Below are 21868 nucleotides of genomic sequence, written 5' to 3' on the forward strand. Positions count from 1 at the left end.
GTGCGTTTGACAGCCGCCTTCCGGCCGACCGGGTCGGCCGGAAGGCGGGCGAAGGCCGGGGTCCAGGGGGGCGAGCCCCTGGCGGGGTTCAAAGGGCGGAGCGCCTTGCTGGACGCGGCTGGGCTCAGCGCTCCTGGAGCGGCGCCAGGGCGTGCACGGTCGCCGACGTGTCCCGGTACAGCCGCCGGTAGAGGCCGTACAGCTCGTCGTAGCGGTGCCGGTGCTCCGCGCGGGGCGTCACCGTCCGGTGCACGGGGTTCCAGTCGTCGATGTCGGCGTCCCCGACGAGCTGGGCCGCGAGCAGGGCGCCGCCGTAACTGGCACCGATCGTGGTGGTGCGCAGCTCCTGCGGCCGGCCGGTGATGTCGGAGACGATCTGGGTCCACAGGTCGCCCTGGGTGCCGCCGCCGACGGCGACCACCCGGCGGATGTCGCCGCCCGCCTCCTCGATGACCTCGATGTTGTGGCGCACCCCGAACCCGGTGGCCTCCAGCGCGGCCCGGTACAGGTCGCCGCGGGTGTGGGACAGGGTGAGTCCGGCGATCACACCGCGGGCGTCCGGGTCCATGATCGGAGTGCGCTCGCCGGAGAAGTACGGGAGCATCAGCAGCCCGCCCGCGCCGGGCCCCGACTTGGTGGCCAGTCGGGTCAGTTCGGCGTGGTCGCCGTCGGCGAACAGATCGCGCAGCCAGTTGGTGACCGCCCCGGAGGTGGCCATGCCGCCGGCCAGGTTGCGGGTGCCGGGCAGGGCGCCGACCGTGCCCCACAGCGACGGGCTGGTGAGCGGCTTGGGCACGGTGTGGATCAGAAACATGGTCGTGCCATACATGAGCATCAGGTCACCGGTGTGCTGTGCACCGACGCTGAGTGCCTCGGCCCAGGCGTCGATGGTGCCGGTGGTGACGGGGATCCCGGCCGGCAGGCCGGTCGCCGCGGCGGCCTCGGCGGTGACGGTGCCGGCCGCCTCGCCGGACCAGTGCAGCGGGGGCAGCTCGATGCCGGGGACCACGTCGGCCGCCCAGGGGCCGTACCACTCGCCCGCGAGCGTGTCGTACAGCGGAGTGCACTGGCTCGCCGAGTGGTGGTCCAGCACATAGGTCCCGGTGAGCTTGCGGACCAGCCAGGAGCTGGGCATGTACAGGCGGCGGGCGCGGGCGTAGGCCTGGGGCTCCTCCTCGGCGACCCAGGCGATCTTCGGCCCGGCGGCCTGGGTGGTGAGCGCGGAACCGCACCGGCGCATGATCTCCTCGGCGCCCAGCCGTTCCTCGACGCGGCCGATCTGGCGGACCGAGCGGGTGTCGACGCCGTAGAGGATCGCGGGGCGCACCGGGCTGTCGTGCTCGTCGGTGAGCAGGACGCAGGGACCCATACCGCTGACCCCGACCGCGAGCACGGTGGTGTCACCCGGGCCGGTCAGCTCGCCGGCGATTTCGGTGAACTCGCGCCACCACACGGAGGCGTCCATCTCGAAGCGGCCGGGACCCGGTCTGGTGGGGGTGTGCTCCCGCACGGCCGAGCGGATCAGGGTGCCGTCGAGGCCGACTAGGACACCCTTGCTGCTCGATGTGCCGATGTCCACACCGATGACTGCGTTGCGAGACTTGCGAGGCATGAGGTGCACGCTGGCAGAAATCGATTTCAGCGTCAAGAGGCCGCGCAGAGTCGGACCTTGTGGCTGGACGCAGCCGGGTAAACCGCACAAGACGGGCATGGCGGGCCTGATGTGGTGCGCGGGGATCTCACCCCTTGACACCCCCTGACGGCGGCCCTACGTTTCGCTGAAATGGATTTCAAAGGGCTGCGCGGCCCGGCTCCGGGCCCGCCCCGCACCCCACCCATGAAGGCACAGAACACGATGACGACCTTTGGACTCGACGGCATCTCCCGCAGGACCCGTGCCGTGAGCCGTTCCATCAGCGCCGAGAACTTCCATGGTGCCAAGTCCGGCGGCGGCCGCGCCACCGAAGGCACCGGCGCGGTCGCGGCGAGCAGGCTGGGGCCGGGCTGGAAGATCTCCCCGAGCATCGACATCGCCGCCGGCGAGACCGCCGTGCTCGCCGACATCGAGGGGCCGGGCACCATCCGGCACCTGTGGTGCACCACCGACCCGCACACGGCCTGGCGGGGCACCCTCCTGCGGATGCACTGGGAGGGCGAGGAGGCCCCCGCCGTCGAGGTCCCGCTCGGCGACTTCTTCTGCAACGGCTGGAACACCTTCAGCCAGGTCTCGTCCGTGCCCGTCGCCGCCAACCCCAACGGCGGTTTCAACGCGTACTGGCCCATGCCGTTCCGCCGCCGCGCGCGCATCACCCTGGAGAACCTGACCGCCGAGAAGGTCACCCTCTACTACCAGGTCGACTACGAACTCGACGAGGTCGGCGAGGACGCCTCCTACTTCCACGCCCAGTGGCGGCGCAGCCACCCGGTGCCCTACGGCGAGGTGCACACCCTGCTCGACGGGGTCACCGGCACCGGCAGCTACGTCGGCACCTATCTGGCCTGGGGCGTCAACAGCCCCGGCTGGTGGGGCGAGGGCGAGTTCAAGTTCTACCTCGACGGCGACGACGAGTTCCCGACGATCTGCGGCACCGGCACCGAGGACTACTTCGGCGGCGCCTGGAACTTCGACGTCCCCGGGCAGGGCTACACCGCCTACACCACCCCCTACCTGGGCCTGAACCAGATCCTGCGCCCGGACGGGCTCTACCGCAGCCAGCAGCGCTTCGGGATGTACCGCTGGCACATCCTCGACCCCGTCCGCTTCTCGCAGGACCTGCGCGTCACCGTGCAGAGCCTCGGCATCGGCCCCGGCCAGGGCAACGGTCTGCCGCACCGCTACCGGCACACCAGCGACGACATCGCCAGCACCTCACTCTTCTACCTGGACGCCCCGAGCTCGGCCTCCCGTCCGGCCACGCCGGACCTGCTGACCCTCGAAGTGGACTGAGCCGCCTCCCCCACCGAAAACCCCGCACCCCCGTCCCACCGACAGCCCCCCACGCCCGTCCCACCCTCGAGTTCTCCCACGCCCATCCCAATCCGACAGGAGCGCACGCATGCTCCAGCACGGCAACGAAGCCGGGCGCCCGGCCACCACGTCACGCCGGCGTTTCCTCACCGCGGCGGCGGGCGCCGGCGCGGCCCTCGCCTCTCCGGCCCTGCTCACCGGCTGCGGCACGGCACAGGCGAAGGGGGGCAACCTCCAGTTCTGGAACTTCTACGGCCCCCAGCGCTCGCCCGACCCCGCGATCAACGCCCAGTCCAAGTGGTTCGTGGACATGGTCGCCGCGTGGAACCGCACCCACAAGGTACAGATCGACCTCGTCCACGTGCCGATACAGACGTACCTCAACGGCTTCAAGCTCCCGTCCGCCTTCGCCACCGGCGAGGGCCCGGACATGTTCCTTCTCTCGCCCGGCGACTTCCTGCGCTACTACAACGGCGGTGTCCTCGCGGACCTCACCCCGCACATGGACAAGGCCGCCATCGAGGACTACGGCTCCGCACTGGACAGCCGCAAGGTCGACGGCAAGGTCTACGCCCTGCCGATGGAGATCGAGCCACTCGCCATGTTCTACGCCCAGGACGTGTGGGAGAAGGCCGGCCTGTCCGAGGCCGACATCCCCACCACCTGGGACCAGATGCTGGACATCGGCGACAAGCTGCGGACGAAGACCCGGGCGGGCCTCGTCTTCGAGACCAACCCCGGCTACTACCAGAACTTCACCTGGTACCCGTGGATGTGGCAGGGCGGCGGCGACGTCCTGGACCAGCAGGGCGAGGTCGTCTTCGACTCCAAGGCCACCCGCCAGGCCCTCGGGCTGTGGCAGGACGCCGTACGCCACGGCATCGCCCCGCGCACCCTGCCCGCCGCCGGCGATGTGATCGGCGGCTTCAAGGGCGGCAACGTCGCCATGTGGCAGCAGGGCATCTGGAACGTCTCCAGCTTCAAGGCGTTCGCGCCCAAGTACCGCTACGGCGTCTTCAAGCTGCCCGTCCCGACGGGCGGCAAGTACGTCACCACGCTCGGCGGCTGGTCCTTCTGCGCCAACGCCCAGGGCCGCAACCCCGAGGCGGCGGCCGAGTTCTGCGTCTGGGCGCTCGGGTCCATGAAGGATGACTCGATCAACCGGATGGTCGACTGGTGCGTGGGCGCCAAGTCCGACGTGGCGCCGCGCGCCAGCGCCCTGGAGCGGGGCACCGCCAAGGGCGGCTACGACTCCGAGATCATGAAGAAGTTCAAGGACGAGATCTTCCCCGGCGGGCGCGCCGAGCCGCGCTACCCCCCGGTCGTCTACAAGGCGATCTCCGACGCCATCCAGGGCACCATGCTCGCCGGCCGCGGTGTGGCCGGCGAGGCGGCCAGAGCCGCCCAGTCCATCGCTGCGTACACCAAGAGCTACAAGGGGGCGAGCCTGATATGAGCAGCGTCGCCGCACAACAGCGCCGGCGGGCCGCGGCCCCGGCGCAGGCACCCGCCTCCGCGGACACGCCGAGACTCAGCCGCAAGCACCGCGAATGGCTGGCCGCGGGCCTCTTCCTCGCGCCCGACGTGCTGGGCCTCCTGGTCTTCGTCGCGATCCCGATGGTGCTCTCCATCGCCCTGAGCTTCTTCCAGGTCAGCGGCTTCGGCTCGTACAAGTGGATCGGGCTCGGCAACTACGAGCGGATGATGCACGACCCGCTGTTCTGGGAGTCGATGAAGATCACCGGCGAGTACGTCGTGATCCTCGTCCCCGTCCTGTTCTGCGTGAGCCTCGGCCTCGGCCTGCTGGTGAAGCAGAAGCTGCCCGGCGTCGGCGTCTACCGCACCGCGCTCTTCCTGCCGTACGTGATCAGCCTCGTGGTGGTCGGCGTGCTGTGGAAGTTCCTGCTCGACGAGCAGACCGGCGCGGTCAACCGGGCCATGCGGGCGGCCGGCTTCGACGGCGAGTCCTGGCTCGGCAGCCCCTCCCTGGCCCTCGGCTGCGTCATCGCGGTCATGGTCTGGGTGATGATGGGCTACTACATGATCATCTTCCTGGCGGGGCTCCAGGAGATCCCCAAGGAGTTCTACGAGGCCGCGAAGCTGGACGGCGCGGGACCGTGGACCACCTTCCGCACCATCACCTGGCCGCTGCTGCGCCCCACCAGCTTCTTCGTCCTGCTGATGTCGACGGTCGCCGCCATCACCGGTGGCCTCGACCTGATCTTCGTCCTGACCAACGGCGGCCCCGCCAACGGCACGTCCCTGGCGATCTTCTACATCTACCAGCAGGCCTTCGGATTCGGCGAGTTCGGCTACGCGTCGGCCATGGGCTCGTTCCTGGTACTGATCATGGTCGTGATCTCCGCCGTGATCTTCAAGCTCACGAGAGGCGGGAGGTTCGACGATGGCGAGTGACGCCCTGACGACCCGGGCGGGCCGGGAGGGCGGACGCCGGCCGCGCTCCTCACGCGCCGGACTGACGGCCCTGGCCGTGGTCCTGTCGCTGATCAGCATCTTCCCGGTGCTGTGGATGGTCACGTCGTCCTTCAAGTCCCGGGCCACCGTCACCGACGGCAACCTGATCCCGAAGGACTTCACCTTCGACAACTTCGTCTACGTCTTCACCGAGGTCCCCTTCGGCCGCTACCTCTGGAACAGCTTCTTCATCTCCGCGGTGATCACCATCGTGGCGCTGTTCTTCCACTCCATGGCGGCCTACGCGCTCGCCCGGCTGCGCTTCCCGGGCCGCGAGAAGCTCTTCGGCGCGATCTTCGCCACCCTGCTGGTCACGGCCCCCGTCGTGCTGATCCCGCTGTTCCTGGTGGCCCGTGAGCTGGGCCTGCTCAACAGCTACGCCGGCCTGATCATCCCGGCCATCTTCAACGCCTTCGGCATCTTCCTGCTGCGCCAGTTCTACCTGGGGCTGCCCAAGGAGCTGGAGGAGGCGGCGATCGTCGACGGCTGCGGCCACTGGCGGGTGTACTGGAACATCGTCCTGCCGATGTCCCGGCCCATCCTCTCGGCCCTGGCGATCTTCTTCTTCCTCGCCAACTGGAACGCCTTCGTCTGGCCGCTGGTCGCCACCAACGACCAGTCCCTGACGGTGGTCCAGCTCGGCATCGCCTCGTTCCAGACGCAGTACGGCTCCAACTGGAACTACATCCTGGCGGCGGCCACGGTCGCGGCACTGCCCATGCTGGCGCTGTTCTTCGTCTTCCAGCGGCAGATCGTGGAGTCGATCAAGACGTCCGGACTGAAGTAGCTCCGGACCCTGCCGTGGGCCCGGGCGTGCGGCGGCGCAGGGCCCACGAACAAGGGCGCGGTACCGGTCACCCGACCGGTACCGCGCCCTTCGCGTGCCCGGCCGGCTCACGGCCCGGCGGTGCTCTCCCGCACCTGGAGCTTGGTGCGCAGCACCACCGTCTGCAGCGGCGACGGCTTGCCCTCGATGCGCTGCAGCAGCAGATCGGCGGCGGTACGGCCCAGCTCGTACGACGGCAGCTCGACGGCGGTCAGGGAGGGCCGCAGCAGCGACGCCCACGGCACGTCGCCGAAGGAGAGCACCCCGAGGGCCGGGGGAGTGCGCCCGACCTCGCGCAGCGCGTCCAGGACACCGATCGTCATGAGGTTGTTGGCGACGAAGACGGCGTCCGGCGGCTCGGGCAGCGCCAGCAGCTCGCGCATCGCGGCCCGGCCGCCCTCGACCCGGAAGTCGGCGTGCCGCACGTAGGCGTCCCCGGTCTGGGCGGCGTCGCCCGCGGAGTACAGCGCCATGCGGTACCCGGCGAGGCGCTCCTCGGACGTGGAGGCGCCCCGGGGGCCGGTGATGCAGGCGATCCGGCGGTAACCGGCCTGCAGCAGATGGCGGGTGGCCACCTCGCCGCCGTGCTGGTTGTCCACCTGTACGGCGTCCACCTCGGCCGCGTGCGGCCGCCGGTCCACGGCGACCACGGGCACGCCCCGGGCGTTCAGCGGCGCCAGGTCCGTCTCGTCCTGCGAGGCCGCGGCCACGATCACACCGGCCATCTGCTCGCCGAGGGCGACCTCCAGGTAGCGGCGTTCCTTGTCGGTGTCCTCGTCGGAGTTGCACAGGACGACCGAGAAGCTGGTGCGCTGTGCGGCGTCCTCGACCCCGCGGGCGAGCGAGGTGAAGAAGGGGTTCTCGATGTCCGGGATGATCAGGGCGATCACGCTGGACTGCTGCTTGCGCAGCGACCGGGCCAACCGGTTCGGCGCGAAGCCGAGAGCCGCGGCGGCCTGCTGGACGGACTGGGCGCGTTCCGGCGTGACCTTGCCGCCGTTGAAGACACGCGAGACCGTCGCCGGGGACACCCCGGCGGCTCGCGCCACGTCATGGATCGTCACCAACTGAGTGCGCATCCTTTCACCCGTGTGTGATAACACCCTACCCCGCGTCTGAAAAGGATTTCATCCCCGAATTGAGCCCAGGACGGGGCAGATGGGACAGGCGGCGCGGTGCGGACATGCGGGGCCCGTGGCCGAGTGGTGCAATGACGGCAGGGCGTCCCCGAGTTCGACCGTCGTGCCGGGCATGGCGGCCGCGACGGCGGGGCGCTGCGGCTCCCGGCCGGCGGTGTGCTGCCGGTCGTCCTGGTGCTCGACAGCACGCGATGATGCCCGTGGTCATCCTCGCGGCACTGGTCGCCTTCATGACGGCGGAACCGCTGCCCCCGTCCGCGCCGAGCCCCGGAGGAGTTCCCGATGACCTCGCACCAGCGGCCCGCTCCCACGCACTCCCCTCCACCGCGCCCCCTGTCCGAAGCGGACTTCCGCGACCTGTACCGCCGGCTGAGGGAGCAGGCCCTGGACGGCGCCGACCGGCGGCGTGGCGCACTGGACCGGCTGACCCCGGAGCGGGTGGTGGCGGCCGCCGCCGAGGTCCGGAGCGGGCGCACCGTGTCGCTGGCCGCGACCGTCGAGACCCGGTCCGGCCCGGACAGCCCGGAGCCCGCGTCCCATCGGATGACGGCACCGACGCGCCGGGAGACCTGCGGGCACGGCCTCGACTTCGCGCGTGACCGTTTCGCCATGAACGTGCACGGCGACGTCGACAGCCACCTCGACGCCCTGTGCCACGTGATCTTCGACGGCGAGCTGTACGGCGGCGTCCCGGCGAGCACCGTGACACCGGACGGTGCCGGGGCGCTCACCCTCGACCTGGTGCGCGACGGCATCGTCGGACGCGGAGTCCTCCTCGACATCCCGCGCCTGCGCGGTGTCCAGTGGCTCGAGCCCGGCGATCAGGTGACCGCCGAGGACCTCGCCGCGGCCGAGACCGCCCAGCGGACCACTGTCGGACCGGGTGATCTGCTGTTCGTACGCGTGGGGCACCGCCTGCGCCGGCGGACCCTCGGGGCCTGGGACGTGACGCGGACCCGTGCGGGTCTGCATCCGACGGCGATGCGCTTCCCGGCCGAGCGGCGCGTGGCCGTCCTGGGGTCGGACGGCAACAGCGACGCCGCGCCGAGCGCGGTCGCCGAGGTCGCGTTCCCCGTCCATGTGCTGGCCGTCAACGCGATGGGGCTGCACCTGCTGGACTACCTGGACTTCGAGGACCTGGCAGAGGTGTGCGAACAGCAGGGACGCTGGCACTTCCTGTGCGTGGTCGCCCCGTTGCGGCTGCCGGCGGCGACCGGGTCCCCGGTGAACCCGATCGCCGTCCTGTGAGCGTGCCGGTGCGCGGCCCGTTTCCAGGTGCCGCACCGCCGCGGGGCGCGTACGTTCGAAGAGGGATACCCGCAACGGCCGCAGACCGCGCGAGCAAGGACGGTGGTTGAGGTGGACGCCCTGCCCTCGTACGACGTCATCGTGATCGGTACCGGCGCCGGCGGCGGCACCCTGGCCCACCGCCTCGCCCCGTCCGGCAAGCGCGTCCTCGTCCTCGAACGCGGTGACTACCTGCCGCGCGAACGCGACAACTGGGACTCGACGGCCGTGTTCGTCAAGGCCAAGTACCGCGCCCCGGAGTTCTGGCTGGACCGGCACGGCAACGAGTTCCCACCCGAGGTGAACTACTACGTCGGCGGCAACACCAAGTTCTACGGCGCGGCACTGTTCCGGCTGCGTCCCGAGGACTTCGGTGAACTCCGCCATCACGACGGCATCTCGCCCGCCTGGCCCATCGGTTACGACGACCTGGAGCCGTACTACACCCAGGCGGAGCACCTCTACCTGGTGCACGGACGGCACGGCGAGGACCCCCGGGAAGGGCCGTGCAGCGCTCAGTACGCCTATCCGCCGGTCGAACACGAGCCGCGCATCGAGCAGTTGAGCCACGACCTGGAGAAGCGCGGACTGCACCCCTTCCACCTGCCGATCGGCGTCAACCTGACGCAGGACGCGGTCGGCCGGGCAACCCACACCAGCGCCTGCATCCGCTGCAACCGGGTGGACGGCTTCCCCTGTCTGGTCCGCGCCAAGTCCGACGCCCAGGTGATCTGTGTGGAGCCGGCGCTGGAACACCCCAACGTGGAGATGATCACCAACGCCCGGGTGACACGGCTGGAGACCGACCCCTCCGGGCGCAGCGTCACCAGCGTCGTCGTCCAGCTCCCGGACGAGCAGGAGGCCCGGTTCTCGGCCGACGTCGTGGTCGTGGCCTGCGGGGCCGTCAACTCCGCCGCGCTGCTGCTCGCTTCGGCCGGCGACCGGCATCCGAACGGGCTGGCGAACAGCTCGGACGTCGTCGGCCGGTACTACATGCGCCACAACAACCTGGCGCTGATGGCCGTGTCGAAGGAGCCCAACGACACCCAGTTCCAGAAGACTCTCGCCCTGCACGACTGGTACCTGGGCGCGGACGACTGGGACTACCCCCTCGGCGGGGTCCAGATGCTCGGCAAGTCGGACGCCGAGCAGATCCACGGCGAGGCGCCGCGGTGGGCCGGAGCGGTGGCGCCGGACATGCTGTTCGAGGTCCTGGCCCATCACGCCGTCGACTTCTGGCTGTGCGGAGAGGACCTGCCGCAGCCGGACAACCGGGTCACCCTGGAAGGCGACGGCCGCATCCGGCTCACCCTCGACGAGGGCAACAACATCGCGGGGGTCCAGCGCCTGCGGCACAAACTGCAGCAGATGCTCGGCCATCTGGGCATGCACGAGCACCGTCTGCTGTCCCACAGCATCTACCTGCACAAGGGCATGCCGATCGGCGCCACCGCACACCAGGCCGGCACGGTGCGCTTCGGCACCGACCCGGCGTCCTCGGCCCTGGACGTCCACTGCAAGGCCCACGACCTGGACAATCTCTACGTCGTCGACACCAGCTTCTTCCCGAGCATCGGCGCGGTCAATCCGTCCCTGACGGCCATGGCCAACGCCCTCCGCGTGGGCGACCACCTGCTGGAGCGGCTCGGCTGACCCTCCGCCTGCCCCGGCTCCGACCGGGCGAAGAACTCAGCCGGGCAGCGCAACGCGGTCCGCTCCGGGATGCCGCCCCCTCCCGGCGGTGCTTGTCTGATGCCCGGACCTCCGGGCGACGGGCCCGGCTGGATGCGGGCACGCAGTGGAGGAGCAGCACATCGTGAGTTCCACCGAGGGCGCACCCCAGGGCGTCATCCCCACCCAGCTGCTGCGGGGTCAGAAGGCACTCGTGACCGGCGCGAACTCCGGCATCGGCAAGGCCACGGCCATCGCCCTGGGCCGGGCGGGCGCCGATGTCGTGGTGAACTACGTGGCCGGCCGCGAGGACGCCGAGAAGGTGGTCGAGGAGATCACCGCATTCGGGGTGCGGGCGGCCACCCACGAGGCGGACGTCTCCGACGAGCAGCAGGTCGTCGCCATGGTGGACCGGATGGTCAAGGAGTTCGGCACGATCGACATCCTGGTCGCCAACGCGGGACTGCAGCGGGACGCGTCGGTCACGGACATGACCCTCGCCCAGTGGCAGAAGGTCCTGGACGTCAATCTCACCGGGCAGTTCCTGTGCGCGCGTGAGGCGACCAAGGAGTTCCTGCGCCGCGGGATCGTCCCGGAGGTGTCCTGCGCGGCCGGGAAGATCATCTGCATGAGTTCGGTGCACCAGATCATCCCGTGGAGCGGTCACGTCAACTACGCCGCGTCCAAGGGCGGCGTGCAGATGATGATGGAGACCCTGGCCCAGGAACTCGCCCCGAAGCGGATCCGGGTGAACGCGGTCGCCCCCGGAGCCATCAAGACCCCCATCAACCGCAGCGCCTGGGAGACGCCGGAGGCACGGCAGGACCTCATGCGGCTGATCCCCTACAAGCGGATCGGCGATCCCGAGGACATCGCCCACGCCGTCGTCGCCCTCGCGTCCGACCTGATGGACTACGTCGTGGGCACCACCCTGTACGTCGACGGCGGGATGACTCTCTTCCCGGGCTTCGCCACCGGCGGCTGACCCCCACCCCGCCCGCGTCGGCCTCCGGAGACACCTCACATGCACACGCTCCCGCTGCTGGCGGACGTGCCGCCGCAGACGCTGCCGGCCCGATCGATGATGGCCTTCACCCTGGCCTCGCACATCATCCTGGTGCCCCTGGGCGTGGCCCTGCCGCTGATCACGCTCATCATGCACGGCTACGGTCTGCGCCGTGACGACGCCACCGCCCTGCTGCTGGCCCGCCGGTGGTCGGCCGTCATGGCGGTCCAGTTCGCGATCGGCGTCGTCACCGGCACCGTGCTGTCCTTCGAGTTCGGGCTGCTGTGGCCGGGCATGATGGGCCGGTGGGGCGATGTCTTCGGCATCGGGTTCGGCGTCGAGGCCTGGGCGTTCTTCCTGGAGGCCGTCCTCATCGCCATCTACCTCTACGGCTGGCGCAGGCTTCCCTCCCGCGCCCACTTCCTGCTCGGTCTTCCGCTGCCTCTCGTGGCCCTGCTCGGCGCCTTCGGCATCCTGGCGGCCAACTCGTGGATGAACACCCCGCGGGGCTTCACCCTCGACGCCGCCGGCAACCCCGTCGACGTGAAGATCTGGACGGCGGTCTTCACCCCCATGTTCGGCCCGCAGTACTGGCACTTCGTCATGGCGATGTTCGTGACGGCGGGCTATGTCGTGGCCGGTGTCTACGCCGTCGGATGGCTGCGCGGACGCCGGGACCGCTACCACCGGCTGGGGTTCACGATCCCCTTCACGCTCGCCGCCGTGTGCACACCCGTGCAGTTCGTGCTCGGCGACTCCATCGCCCGGCAGGTCTTCCACAAACAGCCGGTGAAGTTCGCCGCCATGGAGATCGTCTGGAAGACCGACACCCATGTGCCGGAGTACCTGTTCGGCCGGATGCATCCGAACGGCACCATCTCCGGCGGCATCAGGATCCCGCAGCTCGACTCCATCCTGGCCGGCTTCCGCCCGGACACCAAGGTCACCGGGCTGACCTCCGTCCCGGCGGGCGACCGGCCGACGCCCGCCCAGGCCACGGTCGTCCACTGGACCTTCGACATCATGGTCGGGATCGGCTCCCTGCTGGTGCTGCTCGCCCTGTGGTACGCGGCGGTGTGGCTGCTGCGCCGCAGGATGCCCGCCAGCCCCTGGTTCTTCCGCGGCGCGGCCGTGGCCGGTCTCGCGTCCGTCGTCGCCGTCGAGTGCGGCTGGATCACCACCGAGGTGGGCCGCCAGCCGTGGATCGTGTACCAGAACATGCGGGTCGCGGAAGCGGTGACGGCCACCCGCTCCAGCAGTCTGTGGATCATGTTCGGGCTGGTCGTCGTCGTGTACGTCTTCGTCTTCGGGTCGTTCCTCGCGGTGCTGCTCAAGATGCGCTCCCGCTGGCGGCTCGCCGACCGGACGGGCGGACCGCGACCGCCCAAGGAGATACCGGAGCCGGACACACCCGAGACGGACACGCCGTACGGGCCGCGCTCCGCCGGGAGCCGGCCGTGATCGCCGGGGTCGTCGCCGTCGTCCTGCTGCTCGCCATCGCCGCCTACGCCTGCGGCGGCGGCACGGACTACGGAGCCGGCTTCTGGGACCTGACCGCGGGCGGAGCGGAACGCGGCAAGCGCCCGCGATGGCTGATCGACCACGCGATGGAACCGGTCTGGGAGGTCAACAACGTCTGGCTGATCTTCGTGCTGGTCATCATGTGGACCGGCTTCCCCGAGCTCTTCCGGCAGGTGTTCACCACGATGTGGCTGCCCCTGGCCCTTGCCGCCGTCGGCATCGTGCTGCGCGGCGCCGGCTTCGCCCTGCGCAAACCCGTCCGGCGGCTGGCCGGCCGGCGCCTGTACGGCGCGGTCTTCGCCGTCGCCTCCCTGCTCACGCCGTTCTTCCTCGGGGCCGCGGCCGGGGGAGTGGCCTCGGGCCGGGTGACCGCCACGACCACGGCGTCGACTCACGCCTGGGCCAATCCGACGTCCCTGCTGTTCGGCCTCCTCGCCATCGCGGCCACGGCGACGCTCGGCGCGGTCTTCCTCGCCGCGGACGCCCGGCGCTTCGCCGCGCCCGACCTCGACCGGTACTTCCGCCGGCGGGCCCTGGGCGCCCTCGCCGCCCTCGCCGTGCTCGCCGTCGTCACCCTGTTCGTCACCCACGGGGACGCGCCGCACGTGTGGCACGGGCTCACCCACGGCGTGGGCCTCGTGTTCGTCGTCGTGGCGGCACTGGCCACGCTCGCCACCGCATGGCTGCTGACACGTCCCTCCGGAGCCCGGACCCGGGTCACGGCCGTCGGCGTGGTCGCGTCGGCCGTCCTCGCCTGGGGCATGGCGCAGCGCCCCTACCTCGTCCCGACCTCGCTGACCGTCGCCGAGGGCGCGGGCGCGCACACCACACTGCGCTGGCTGGCGTTCGTCACCCTCGTCGCCGTCGTGCTCGTCGTCCCCGCGGTCGCCCTGCTGTACTGGCTGGACACCCGTGGCGAACTGGAGGGCCTCAGCGACGCCGACCTGCGCGACGATGCCGTCGACGAGGTCTGACCTCATGGCGGGCCGCCCGCCCGCCCGCTGCGCACGGTGCGGGCCCGGTGAGCGCCGACGGCATCCTGCTGGGCATCGGCCTGACCGTCGCCCTCGCCGTCGGATGCCAGATCCTCGCCGGCCGCCCTGTTCGTCGTACGGCGCGAGGGCCGGCTGGAACCGGTCACCGGCGATCGGCCGGCCGCCGCCCGGCAGGGGGACACCCTCGTGCTGCTCGGCCCCGGACGACCGGAGGGCTGAACCCGGCCCGCGCTAGCGCCGGTCGAGCGCCTCGTTCAGGGTGAGGGCCGAGTCGATGAGGGCGAGATGCGTGAACGCCTGTGGGAAGTTGCCGAGCTGACGGCCCGTCGGGTCGATCTCCTCGGAGTACAGGCCCAGATGGTTGGCGTACCCCATCATCTTCTCGAACGCCAGCCTCGCCCTGTCGGTGCGCCCCGCGCGCGCCAAGGCGTCGACGTACATGAACGTGCACAGCGAGAAGGTGCCCTCGGAGCCACGCAGGCCGTCGGGCGAGGCATCGGGGTTGTAGCGGTAGACCAGGCTGTCGCTGACCAGTTCCTGCTCCATGGCGTCCAGGGTGGACGCCCACATCGGATCCGCCGGGGTGACGAACCCGACCGTCGCCATGCGCAGCAGCGAGGAGTCCAAGACCTCACTGCCGTAGTGCTGGACGAAGGCCTGCCGTTCCTCGCTCCAGCCCTTGGCCATGACCTGCTCGTAGACGGCGTCCCGCTCGGCGTGCCAGCGGTCGGATGCCGACGGCCACCCCTTCGACTCGGCGAGCCGCAGGGCGCGGTCGAACGCCACCCACGACATGACACGGCCGTAGGTGAAGTCCTGGCGACCGCCGCGGGTCTCCCAGATACCCTCCTCGGCCTGGTCCCAGTGGTCGGCCAGCCAGTCCAGGTCCGCCCGTATCGAGGTCCATCCCCCGTGCCCGACCTGGAAGCCGTGCCGGTGCGCGAAGTAGATGCTGTCCAGGGCCTCGCCGTAGATGTCCAGCTGAAGCTGCGTCGCGGCGCCGTTGCCGATCCGCACCGGCGCGGAGCGCGCGTAGCCCTCCCAGTGGTCGAGGATCTGCTCGTCCAGGTCGGAGGAGCCGTCGACCTTGTACATGATGTTGAGCGGACCCGTGGTCCCTTCGCTGCCGACCCGCTCCTTGACCCGGTCGCTCAGCCAGATGATGAACGCGCGGGCCTCCTCCGTGAAGCCCAGTCCCAGCAGCGCGTACACGGAGAAGGAGGCGTCACGGATCCAGGTGAAGCGGTAGTCCCAGTTGCGTTCGCCGCCCAGTTGCTCGGGCAGGGCCGCCGTCGGGGCGGCCACCACCGCGCCGCTCGGGGCGAAGGTCATGAGCTTCAGCGTGATCGCGGAACGCTCCACCACCTCCCGCCAGCGCCCGGTGTAGCGCGACTGTGCCAGCCAGGACCGCCAGAACGCCGCCGTCTCCTCGAAGAGCCGCTCGTGTTCGTCACGGCGTATCTCCGCGGGCGGCCCCTCGGCGCCCATCTCCAGAATCAGCCCGCGCTGCTGGCCGGCCTGCAGGGTCAGCGAGAGATGCAGATCGGCGTCCCGGTCCGTGAGCAAGTCCGCCAGCCGATCGTCCTCCGGTTCCCGGATCGGGTGCACGGTGAGTTCGGTGCCGTCCTCCGCGGCGAAGACCGCGCCGTGCGGGGTGAGGTGCAACCGGTGGGCCATGCGCCCGTAGTCGAACCGCGGGGCGATCGTCACGTCGAACGACATGGTGCCGCGCACACAGCGGACCAGGCGGACCAGCCGGTGGCGGGAGGTGACCGTCTTCCCCGTGACGGGCATGAAGTCGAGCACCTCACCGGCGCCCGCCTCGGTCATGAACCGGGTCACCAGGATCGCCGTGTCGGGCAGGTACAACTGCCTGGTCGCATGGGTGAGATGGGCCGGCCGGACCGTGCAGTGCCCGCCCTTCTCCTTGTCCAGCAGCGCCCCGAAGACACTCGGCGAGTCGAAGCGCGGAGAGCAGAACCAGTCGACCACGCCCTCGGTGGTCACCAGCGCCGCGGTCTGCAGATCTCCGATCAGACCGTGGTTCTCGATCAGCGGGTAGTCGTCCATCGGGGCGCCCCTTTCGGTGTGCGATTCACCCGGATGGGCCCCCAGGATCAGCGTAAGTCGCGGGTCCTGGTGCGGCCACGGGACCGCCACCGGTCCCCGGACACCGCCGGAACCGAATGCCCGGCGACGGCACGCCCGCAACCGTCGGGCGAGGGGACCTCATCGTGCGACTCCGCCGCATCTGGCGGATAGTGAGGAAAGGACGAGATCCCCGGCAGCTCCCCGCACCTCAGGAGGCGCTCGATGCCCCCTTCACGGTTGTTGGCCGCGCTCACCGGCATCACGTTGCTCGGTGTCGCGCTCACCGCCTGCCAGGACCAGGCGTCCGGTCAGATCGTGGCGCGCAACGGTTTCAGGATCGTGCAGACCCTCTCCGACCCGCCGATCCACCGATGCCACCGCTTCCCCGAGGGCGTGACCCACGTCAACAATCAGACACAGAGCAGCCTGCTCCTGTACACGACACCGGACTGCACCGTGCCGCCGGGTGGACAGAGCAGCTACCTGGACATCGGGGCGTCGGACCAGGTTGTCAGGGCCACCGGCCTGTGGCACAGCTTCTCCTTCGCGCCCGGATGACACCGCGGGGTCGGCGCTGCCTCAACCGGCGGCGGGATCGGCTCCGGTGACGTGGGCACAGATGCCGGGCGCGTCACGACGATGCGCGTGACCCGCCGCCCCCTCGGCGGTCGGCCGACCGGATGTCATGAAGAGCGCGGCGCGGGGTGTCGCTGCCGGCCACGACGGGTCGGCGGGAGGTGCGCATGTCCGGGCAGACACCGACCGCGCCGAGGCTGCTCTCGTGGTGGCGTGACCGCGATCCGGATCTGGCGGCGACGCGGCGGGCCGGGCGGACCGCGATCGTCATGCCGACCCTGTTCGCACTGTGCAGTCAGGTCCTGCACTCTCCGGCGATGGCGAGTTTCGCCGCGTTCGGGTCCTTCTCGATGCTGCTGCTGGTCGACTTCAGCGGCCCGATGGTGGAGCGGCTGCGCGCGCAGGCGGGGCTCGGGGTGGCCTGGGCGGTGCTGATCTGCGCGGGGACGCTCGTGGCGCGCGTGACCTGGCTCGCCGTCGTCACGACCCTGCTGGTCGGCTTCGTCGTCCTCTTCTCCGGCGTCGTCAGCTCACTGCTGGCGGGCAGTACGACCGCGCTCCTGATGGCGTTCGTTCTGCCGGTCACGTCACAGGTGCCGCTGTCCCAGCTGCCCGACCGCCTCGCGGGCGCCGGGCTGGCGGCAGCGGCGGCGTTGCCCGCGGTCCGGCTGCTGTGGCCGCGGCCGGTCGCCGATCCGCTCTGCGCGCCCGCGGCCCAGGTCTGCCGTGCCGCCGCCGCGCACCTGCGCGCGGACGCCTCCGGCCTCGGTGGCCTGGGACCGGTGGCCGACGCCGCGCAGCGCCGGGCGGCGGCCGACCGGACCGCCGACGCCGGCACGGAACTGCGGCGCGCCTTCGACACCACCCCGTACCGCCCCACCGGTCTGTCCACGACCTCGCGCGCCGTGGTCCGCCTGGTCGACGAGCTGACCTGGCTGAGCAGCATCCTGGCGGACCGCCCCGTCTACACCGACGGGCCCCCGGCCTGCGACCCGGCCGCGCGCACGGTGCGCCTCGTCGCCGCCGACGTCCTCGATCACGCCGCCGGCCTCCTGACGGAGATGGGCGGCGACGCGGGCCCGCTGCGGACCTCCATGGAGGTGCTGCGGCGGACCATGAAAGGGATGGAGAAGACCTCCACGGTGCGGCTGCCCGCCGACCATCCGGTAGGTGACAGCCCGGCGGAGGTCTACGCGTTCATCGCCACACTCGACCTGTCCTTCCGTGCCCAGGAGCTCGGCTACGCCGTCCTGCAGATCGCCGGCAACGTCGAACTGGCCGCCACCGCATGGCAACGTCCCTGGCACGAACGGCTCCTCGGCCGTGAACCGGGCGCGCTGACCGCACCGCTGGCCCTGGCCCGCGAACGGGCCACAGCGCACCTCGGACTCCGCTCGGTCTGGCTGCACAACAGCCTGCGCGGCGCCGCCGGGCTCGCCATCGCGGTGCTCCTCGCCGAGTTCACCGGGATACAGCATTCCTTCTGGGTCCTGTTCGGCACCCTGTCCGTGCTGCGCTCCAACGCGCTCAACACCGGCCAGAACGCCCTGCGCGCGGTGCTCGGCACCGTGGTGGGCTCGTTCATCGGCGCCGGGCTGCTCCACCTGATCGGCCAGCACGGCACCGCCCTCTGGTTCCTGCTGCCGCCCGCCGTCCTGGTGGCCGGCATCGCCCCCGCCGCGATCTCCTTCACCGCGGGACAGGCCGCCTTCACCGTCACGCTCGCCGTGCTGTTCAACATCGGCCAGAACCCCGACTGGCACATCGTCCTGCTCCGCGTCCAGGACATCGCCCTGGGCTGCGCCGTCAGCATCGCCGTCGCGTTGTTCTTCTGGCCCCGTGGTGCCGCGGCCGCCGTCCACAAGGCTCTCGCCGAGGCGTACACCGACAGCGCTCACTACCTCGTCGACGCCGTGCGCTACACCCTCGGCGCCTCCGGCCCAGCGGAACCCGCCGCGCCCGTCGGCGAACCGGTGCGGCAGAACCTCCAGGCGGCGGCCTCCGCCCGCCGCCTCGACGACGCCTTCCGGACGTACCTGGCCGAACGCGGCGCGAAGCCCCTGCCCTTGGCCGACATGACCGCGCTCGTCACCGGAGTGGCCGCCCTGCGTCTGGCCGCCGACGCCGTCCTCTCCCTGTGGCGGGACACCGGGCCGACGCCCGGCCACGCCGGGCAGACCGACGCCCATCGCGCCGTCGTCGGCGCCGCCTGCGCGGTCATGGACTGGTACTGCGGCTTCGCGGCGAGTCTCGGTCACAAGGCGCCCACCCCCGACCCGGTACCGCTCCGCCCCAAGTCCGCGTCGCAGCTCGTGGAGTCCGTCCGCACCGACCTCGTCGACGGCCGCGGCCGGGCCACCGCCACCGCCGTCCGCGTCATCTGGACCCGTGACCACGTCGACGCCGCCCGCCGCCTCCAGCCGAGCCTCGCCGCGGCGGCGCGGGGGAACGTCGTCGGCTGATGCCGGTACGGCCCGCCCGGTGCGCGCGTGCAGTCCCCCGGACGAGTCTGCGTCCGCCCGGGGAAAGCGCGACAATTGTCTATATGTCTTCTCCGTCACCGGAGGGATGTGGGCGTTGGTGGTCTGGTGGCCCGGACGGGGACGGCGGCCGGGTGGCCGCGGACGCAAGCTCTCGCAGCGGATCCTCCTCGCCCTGCTGCTGATCCTCGCGGTGACGAGCACCATCGGTTTCGCACTGTTCGCCTTCACCCAGCGCGCCCGGCTGGACGCCCTGTACGAGCAGCGGGCGGTGGCGATCGCGCGGATCGCGGCCGGAAACCCGCAGATTCGCGGCGCGCTGGCCGCCGGAGCGCCGCCGACGCGCCACGGCGTCGTGCAGAGCACGGCCCAGCGCATCACCACCGACTCCGGTGCCTCCTATGTCGTGGTGATCGACCTGCACCGTGTCCGTCATTCGCACCCCACTCCCGCCCTGATCGGCCGGAAGGTCTCCGAACCGATCGTGGTCCGGGACGGAAGGGCACACACGAGGATCAACGTGGGTGCGACGGGCCGCTCGGCCAATGGCCTGGTGCCGGTGTACGCACCGGGCGGCGGCCGCCGTCTGGTGGGAGAGGTCTCGGCCGGCATTCCGGAGGCGCAGGTGTCCGGCGAGCTGGTGCGTGAGCTGCCCGCCTTGGGCATCTACGCCGGGATCGCGCTGGCGGTCGGAGCGGGCGCCGCCTTCCTGCTGGCCGCACGGCTCAAGCGGAGCACGTTCGGACTGGAGCTGGAGGAGATCGCGGGTCTGCTCCAGGACCGGGAGGCCACGCTGCACGGTATCCGGGAGGGCGTCGTCGGCCTGGACCCGCGAGGGCGGATCACCGTGGCCAACGACGAGGCACGGCGGCTGCTCGGTCTCACGGGGGACGTCGAGGGACGCCCCGTGGCCGAGCTCGGGCTCGAGCGGGCGGCGGCCGAGCTGCTGGTTCCGGGACGCGTCGTCAGCGACGAGGTGCTCACCGTCGGGGAGCGGTTGCTGGTGGTCAACTGCTGGCCGACGGGGCGCGACGGCGGCCCTCCGGGGAGCGTGGCCACGCTGCGGGACTCCACCGAACTCCGGCTGCTCTCACAGAAGGCCGAGGCGGCTCGCAGGCGCCTGCAACTGCTCTATGACGCCAGCGGCTCCATGGGGACCTCACTCGACGTGAAACATACCGCCGCAGCACTCGCCCGGGTCGGGATACCGCACTTCGCCGACTTCGCCGTGGTCGATCTCGTGGAGTGCGTCCTGCACGGCGAGGAACCGGCGACCGGCGGTCGCAGCCGGATGCACCGGGTGGCCGTGCACGGCATACGCGAGGAGCATCCCTTCATCCGGCGCGACGAGGTCTTCGAGCTGGACCCCGCCACACCGCAGGCGTGGGCGTTCGGCCACCAGCAGGCGGTGCTCGAGCCCGATCTCCACGCCGCGCAGGCGTGGCGTGCCCAGGACCCGGCGCGATCGGAGGCCATCCTCGCCGCCGGCCTCCGCTCGCGCATCGTGGCCCCGCTGCGCGCCCGGGGTGTGCTGCTCGGCGTGGCCTGCTTCTGGCGCACGCGGGAGCGTGAGCCCTTCGACGAGGACGACCTGTCGCTGGCCGAGGAACTGGTGGCCCGCGCCGCGGTCTCCGTCGACAACGCCCGGCGCTACACCCACGAGCACGCGATGGCTGTTGCCCTGCAGCGCAGCCTGCTGCCGCGCGCCATGCCCGACCAGAACGCCGTCGACCTCGCCCACCGGTATCTGCCGGCCCAGTCCGTGGGCGGTGACTGGTTCGACGTCATCCCGCTGCCCGGCGGGCGGGTCGCGCTGGCGGTGGGCGACGTCGTCGGTCACGGTCTGCACGCGGCGGCGACCATGGGGCGGCTGCGAACGGCCGTGCGCAATTTCTCCGCGCTCGACATTCCCCCCGACGAGCTGCTGTGGCATCTGGACGAGCTCGTCGCGAGGATCGACGAGGAGGACGCGAGCGACGACGGCAGGACGGGGATCACCGGCGCGTCCTGCGTGTACGTGATCTACGACCCGACCACCGGGGCCTGCACGATGGCACGGGCCGCGCACCCGCCGCCTGCGGTGGTGATCCCCGACGGCACCGTGCAGTTCCCGGACGTGCCGGCCGGCCCGCCACTGGGTCTGGCGGCGCTGCCGTTCGAGACCACGCAGCTGCGGTTGCCCGAGGGCAGTCGGCTCGTGCTGTACACCGACGGGCTGATCGAGGCCCGCGACCGCGACATCGACGAGAGCCTCGCGCTGCTGAGCGCCGTCCTCGGCGACGCGGGCCGCACCCCGGATGAGACCTGCACCGCGGTGCTGGACGCGCTGCTGCCCGCGCGTCCCAGCGACGACGTCGTTCTGCTCGTCGCCCGGACCCGCGCCCTGGCAGCCGACCGGATCGTCGCCTGGGAAGTGCCCTCCGATCCCGCCGCGGTGGCCGATGCGCGCACCAGGGTCCACCACGTGCTCTCGCAGTGGACGCTGGACGAGCTGGTGTTCACCACCGAACTCATCCTCAGCGAACTGGTCACCAACGCCATCCGCTACGCCACCGGGCCGATCCGGGTGCGCCTGCTGTACGACCGCAGCCTGATCTGCGAGGTCTCGGACACCAGCAGCACCTCGCCTCACCTGCGCCACGCGGCCACCACCGACGAGGGCGGCAGAGGTCTCTTCCTCGTCGCCCAGCTCGCCGCCCGGTGGGGCACCCGGTACCTGTCCACCGGCAAGATCATCTGGGCCGAGCAGACGATCCCCGCACCGGTGGCGGACACCGCCGGACCACACAACGGTCCAGGTGTGCGCTCCCGGGTCTGGGCGGACCATGGATGA

At 71.1% G+C, this 21868-nt stretch carries 15 protein-coding genes; 12 read left to right on the forward strand and 3 right to left on the reverse strand.

Translation table 11 applies throughout. The features are described from left to right. Window positions 1–124: 124 nt before the first annotated feature. Window positions 125–1612, reverse strand: a complete 1488-nt coding sequence (locus ACQPXS_RS39990; RefSeq protein WP_433454407.1) for an FGGY-family carbohydrate kinase — start codon at window positions 1610–1612, stop codon at window positions 125–127. A 243-nt stretch (window positions 1613–1855) separates the two neighbouring features. On the opposite strand from ACQPXS_RS39990, the gene ACQPXS_RS39995 reads away from it, so the two are divergent. The 4 genes from ACQPXS_RS39995 to ACQPXS_RS40010 all read left to right on the forward strand — a co-directional run bounded on the left by ACQPXS_RS39995 (window position 1856) and on the right by ACQPXS_RS40010 (window position 6230). Next, window positions 1856–2947, forward strand: a complete 1092-nt coding sequence (locus ACQPXS_RS39995; RefSeq protein ID WP_433454408.1) for a glycoside hydrolase family 172 protein — start codon at window positions 1856–1858, stop codon at window positions 2945–2947. Between the two features lie 109 nt (window positions 2948–3056). Further along, window positions 3057–4424 carry an ABC transporter substrate-binding protein gene (locus tag ACQPXS_RS40000; protein WP_433454410.1) on the forward strand — a complete coding sequence of 456 codons (1368 nt, stop codon included), beginning with the start codon at window positions 3057–3059 and terminating at the stop codon, window positions 4422–4424. Next, window positions 4421–5383, forward strand: coding sequence for a carbohydrate ABC transporter permease (locus ACQPXS_RS40005; RefSeq protein WP_365322548.1), 963 nt, complete (start codon window positions 4421–4423; stop codon window positions 5381–5383). The genes ACQPXS_RS40000 and ACQPXS_RS40005 overlap by 4 nt, the downstream gene beginning before the upstream one ends. Beyond that, the gene (locus ACQPXS_RS40010; RefSeq protein WP_356313511.1) at window positions 5373–6230 is read left to right on the forward strand and encodes a carbohydrate ABC transporter permease; all 858 of its coding nucleotides are present in this window, start codon (window positions 5373–5375) and stop codon (window positions 6228–6230) included. Before ACQPXS_RS40005 ends, ACQPXS_RS40010 begins: the two co-directional genes overlap by 11 nt. Window positions 6231–6337: 107 nt before the next feature. Here ACQPXS_RS40010 and ACQPXS_RS40015 read toward each other — a convergent pair whose 3' ends face one another. Further along, on the reverse strand, window positions 6338–7348 hold the full coding sequence (locus ACQPXS_RS40015) for a LacI family DNA-binding transcriptional regulator (protein ID WP_356313508.1): 1011 nt from the start codon (window positions 7346–7348) through the stop codon (window positions 6338–6340). A 342-nt stretch (window positions 7349–7690) separates the two neighbouring features. Here ACQPXS_RS40015 and ACQPXS_RS40020 point away from each other — a divergent pair, with 342 nt between their 5' ends. The 5 genes from ACQPXS_RS40020 to ACQPXS_RS40040 all read left to right on the forward strand — a co-directional run bounded on the left by ACQPXS_RS40020 (window position 7691) and on the right by ACQPXS_RS40040 (window position 13867). Beyond that, a complete protein-coding gene (locus ACQPXS_RS40020) occupies window positions 7691–8656 on the forward strand; it encodes a cyclase family protein (RefSeq protein WP_433454412.1) in 966 nt (321 codons plus the stop codon). 111 nt (window positions 8657–8767) lie between these two features. Continuing rightward, a complete protein-coding gene (locus ACQPXS_RS40025; RefSeq protein ID WP_433454413.1) occupies window positions 8768–10348 on the forward strand; it encodes a GMC oxidoreductase in 1581 nt (526 codons plus the stop codon). 163 nt (window positions 10349–10511) lie between these two features. Then, complete coding sequence (locus ACQPXS_RS40030; protein WP_433454414.1) at window positions 10512–11351, forward strand: SDR family oxidoreductase; 840 nt, start codon at window positions 10512–10514, stop codon at window positions 11349–11351. 39 nt (window positions 11352–11390) lie between these two features. Continuing rightward, window positions 11391–12833, forward strand: coding sequence for a cytochrome ubiquinol oxidase subunit I (locus ACQPXS_RS40035; RefSeq protein WP_433454415.1), 1443 nt, complete (start codon window positions 11391–11393; stop codon window positions 12831–12833). After that, window positions 12830–13867: a cytochrome d ubiquinol oxidase subunit II gene (locus ACQPXS_RS40040; RefSeq protein ID WP_433454417.1), complete on the forward strand. Its 1038-nt coding sequence runs from the start codon at window positions 12830–12832 to the stop codon at window positions 13865–13867. Before ACQPXS_RS40035 ends, ACQPXS_RS40040 begins: the two co-directional genes overlap by 4 nt. A gap of 252 nt (window positions 13868–14119) precedes the next feature. Here ACQPXS_RS40040 and ACQPXS_RS40045 read toward each other — a convergent pair whose 3' ends face one another. After that, window positions 14120–15958: a glycoside hydrolase family 15 protein gene (locus ACQPXS_RS40045; RefSeq protein WP_433454418.1), complete on the reverse strand. Its 1839-nt coding sequence runs from the start codon at window positions 15956–15958 to the stop codon at window positions 14120–14122. A 243-nt stretch (window positions 15959–16201) separates the two neighbouring features. Here ACQPXS_RS40045 and ACQPXS_RS40050 point away from each other — a divergent pair, with 243 nt between their 5' ends. From ACQPXS_RS40050 to ACQPXS_RS40060, 3 genes are all read left to right on the forward strand, one after another. Continuing rightward, the gene (locus ACQPXS_RS40050) at window positions 16202–16537 is read left to right on the forward strand and encodes a hypothetical protein (protein ID WP_433454419.1); all 336 of its coding nucleotides are present in this window, start codon (window positions 16202–16204) and stop codon (window positions 16535–16537) included. Between the two features lie 185 nt (window positions 16538–16722). Continuing rightward, complete coding sequence (locus tag ACQPXS_RS40055) at window positions 16723–19017, forward strand: FUSC family protein (RefSeq protein ID WP_433454421.1); 2295 nt, start codon at window positions 16723–16725, stop codon at window positions 19015–19017. A 118-nt stretch (window positions 19018–19135) separates the two neighbouring features. Next, window positions 19136–21868, forward strand: a complete 2733-nt coding sequence (locus tag ACQPXS_RS40060; protein ID WP_433456168.1) for a SpoIIE family protein phosphatase — start codon at window positions 19136–19138, stop codon at window positions 21866–21868.

The sequence above is a fragment of the Streptomyces sp. CA-142005 genome (assembly GCF_050942335.1).
Lineage (GTDB): Bacteria > Actinomycetota > Actinomycetes > Streptomycetales > Streptomycetaceae > Streptomyces.

Coding starts and splice junctions, on each gene's coding strand:
- ACQPXS_RS40010 (WP_356313511.1), top strand. CDS start 5,373: ATGGCGAGTGACGCCCTGACGACCCGGGCGGGCCGGGAGGGCGGACGC.
- ACQPXS_RS40045 (WP_433454418.1), bottom strand. CDS start 15,958: ATGGACGACTACCCGCTGATCGAGAACCACGGTCTGATCGGAGATCTG.
- ACQPXS_RS40005 (WP_365322548.1), top strand. CDS start 4,421: ATGAGCAGCGTCGCCGCACAACAGCGCCGGCGGGCCGCGGCCCCGGCG.
- ACQPXS_RS40050 (WP_433454419.1), top strand. CDS start 16,202: ATGCCCCCTTCACGGTTGTTGGCCGCGCTCACCGGCATCACGTTGCTC.
- ACQPXS_RS40035 (WP_433454415.1), top strand. CDS start 11,391: ATGCACACGCTCCCGCTGCTGGCGGACGTGCCGCCGCAGACGCTGCCG.
- ACQPXS_RS40055 (WP_433454421.1), top strand. CDS start 16,723: ATGTCCGGGCAGACACCGACCGCGCCGAGGCTGCTCTCGTGGTGGCGT.
- ACQPXS_RS40000 (WP_433454410.1), top strand. CDS start 3,057: ATGCTCCAGCACGGCAACGAAGCCGGGCGCCCGGCCACCACGTCACGC.
- ACQPXS_RS39990 (WP_433454407.1), bottom strand. CDS start 1,612: ATGCCTCGCAAGTCTCGCAACGCAGTCATCGGTGTGGACATCGGCACA.
- ACQPXS_RS39995 (WP_433454408.1), top strand. CDS start 1,856: ATGACGACCTTTGGACTCGACGGCATCTCCCGCAGGACCCGTGCCGTG.
- ACQPXS_RS40020 (WP_433454412.1), top strand. CDS start 7,691: ATGACCTCGCACCAGCGGCCCGCTCCCACGCACTCCCCTCCACCGCGC.
- ACQPXS_RS40015 (WP_356313508.1), bottom strand. CDS start 7,348: ATGCGCACTCAGTTGGTGACGATCCATGACGTGGCGCGAGCCGCCGGG.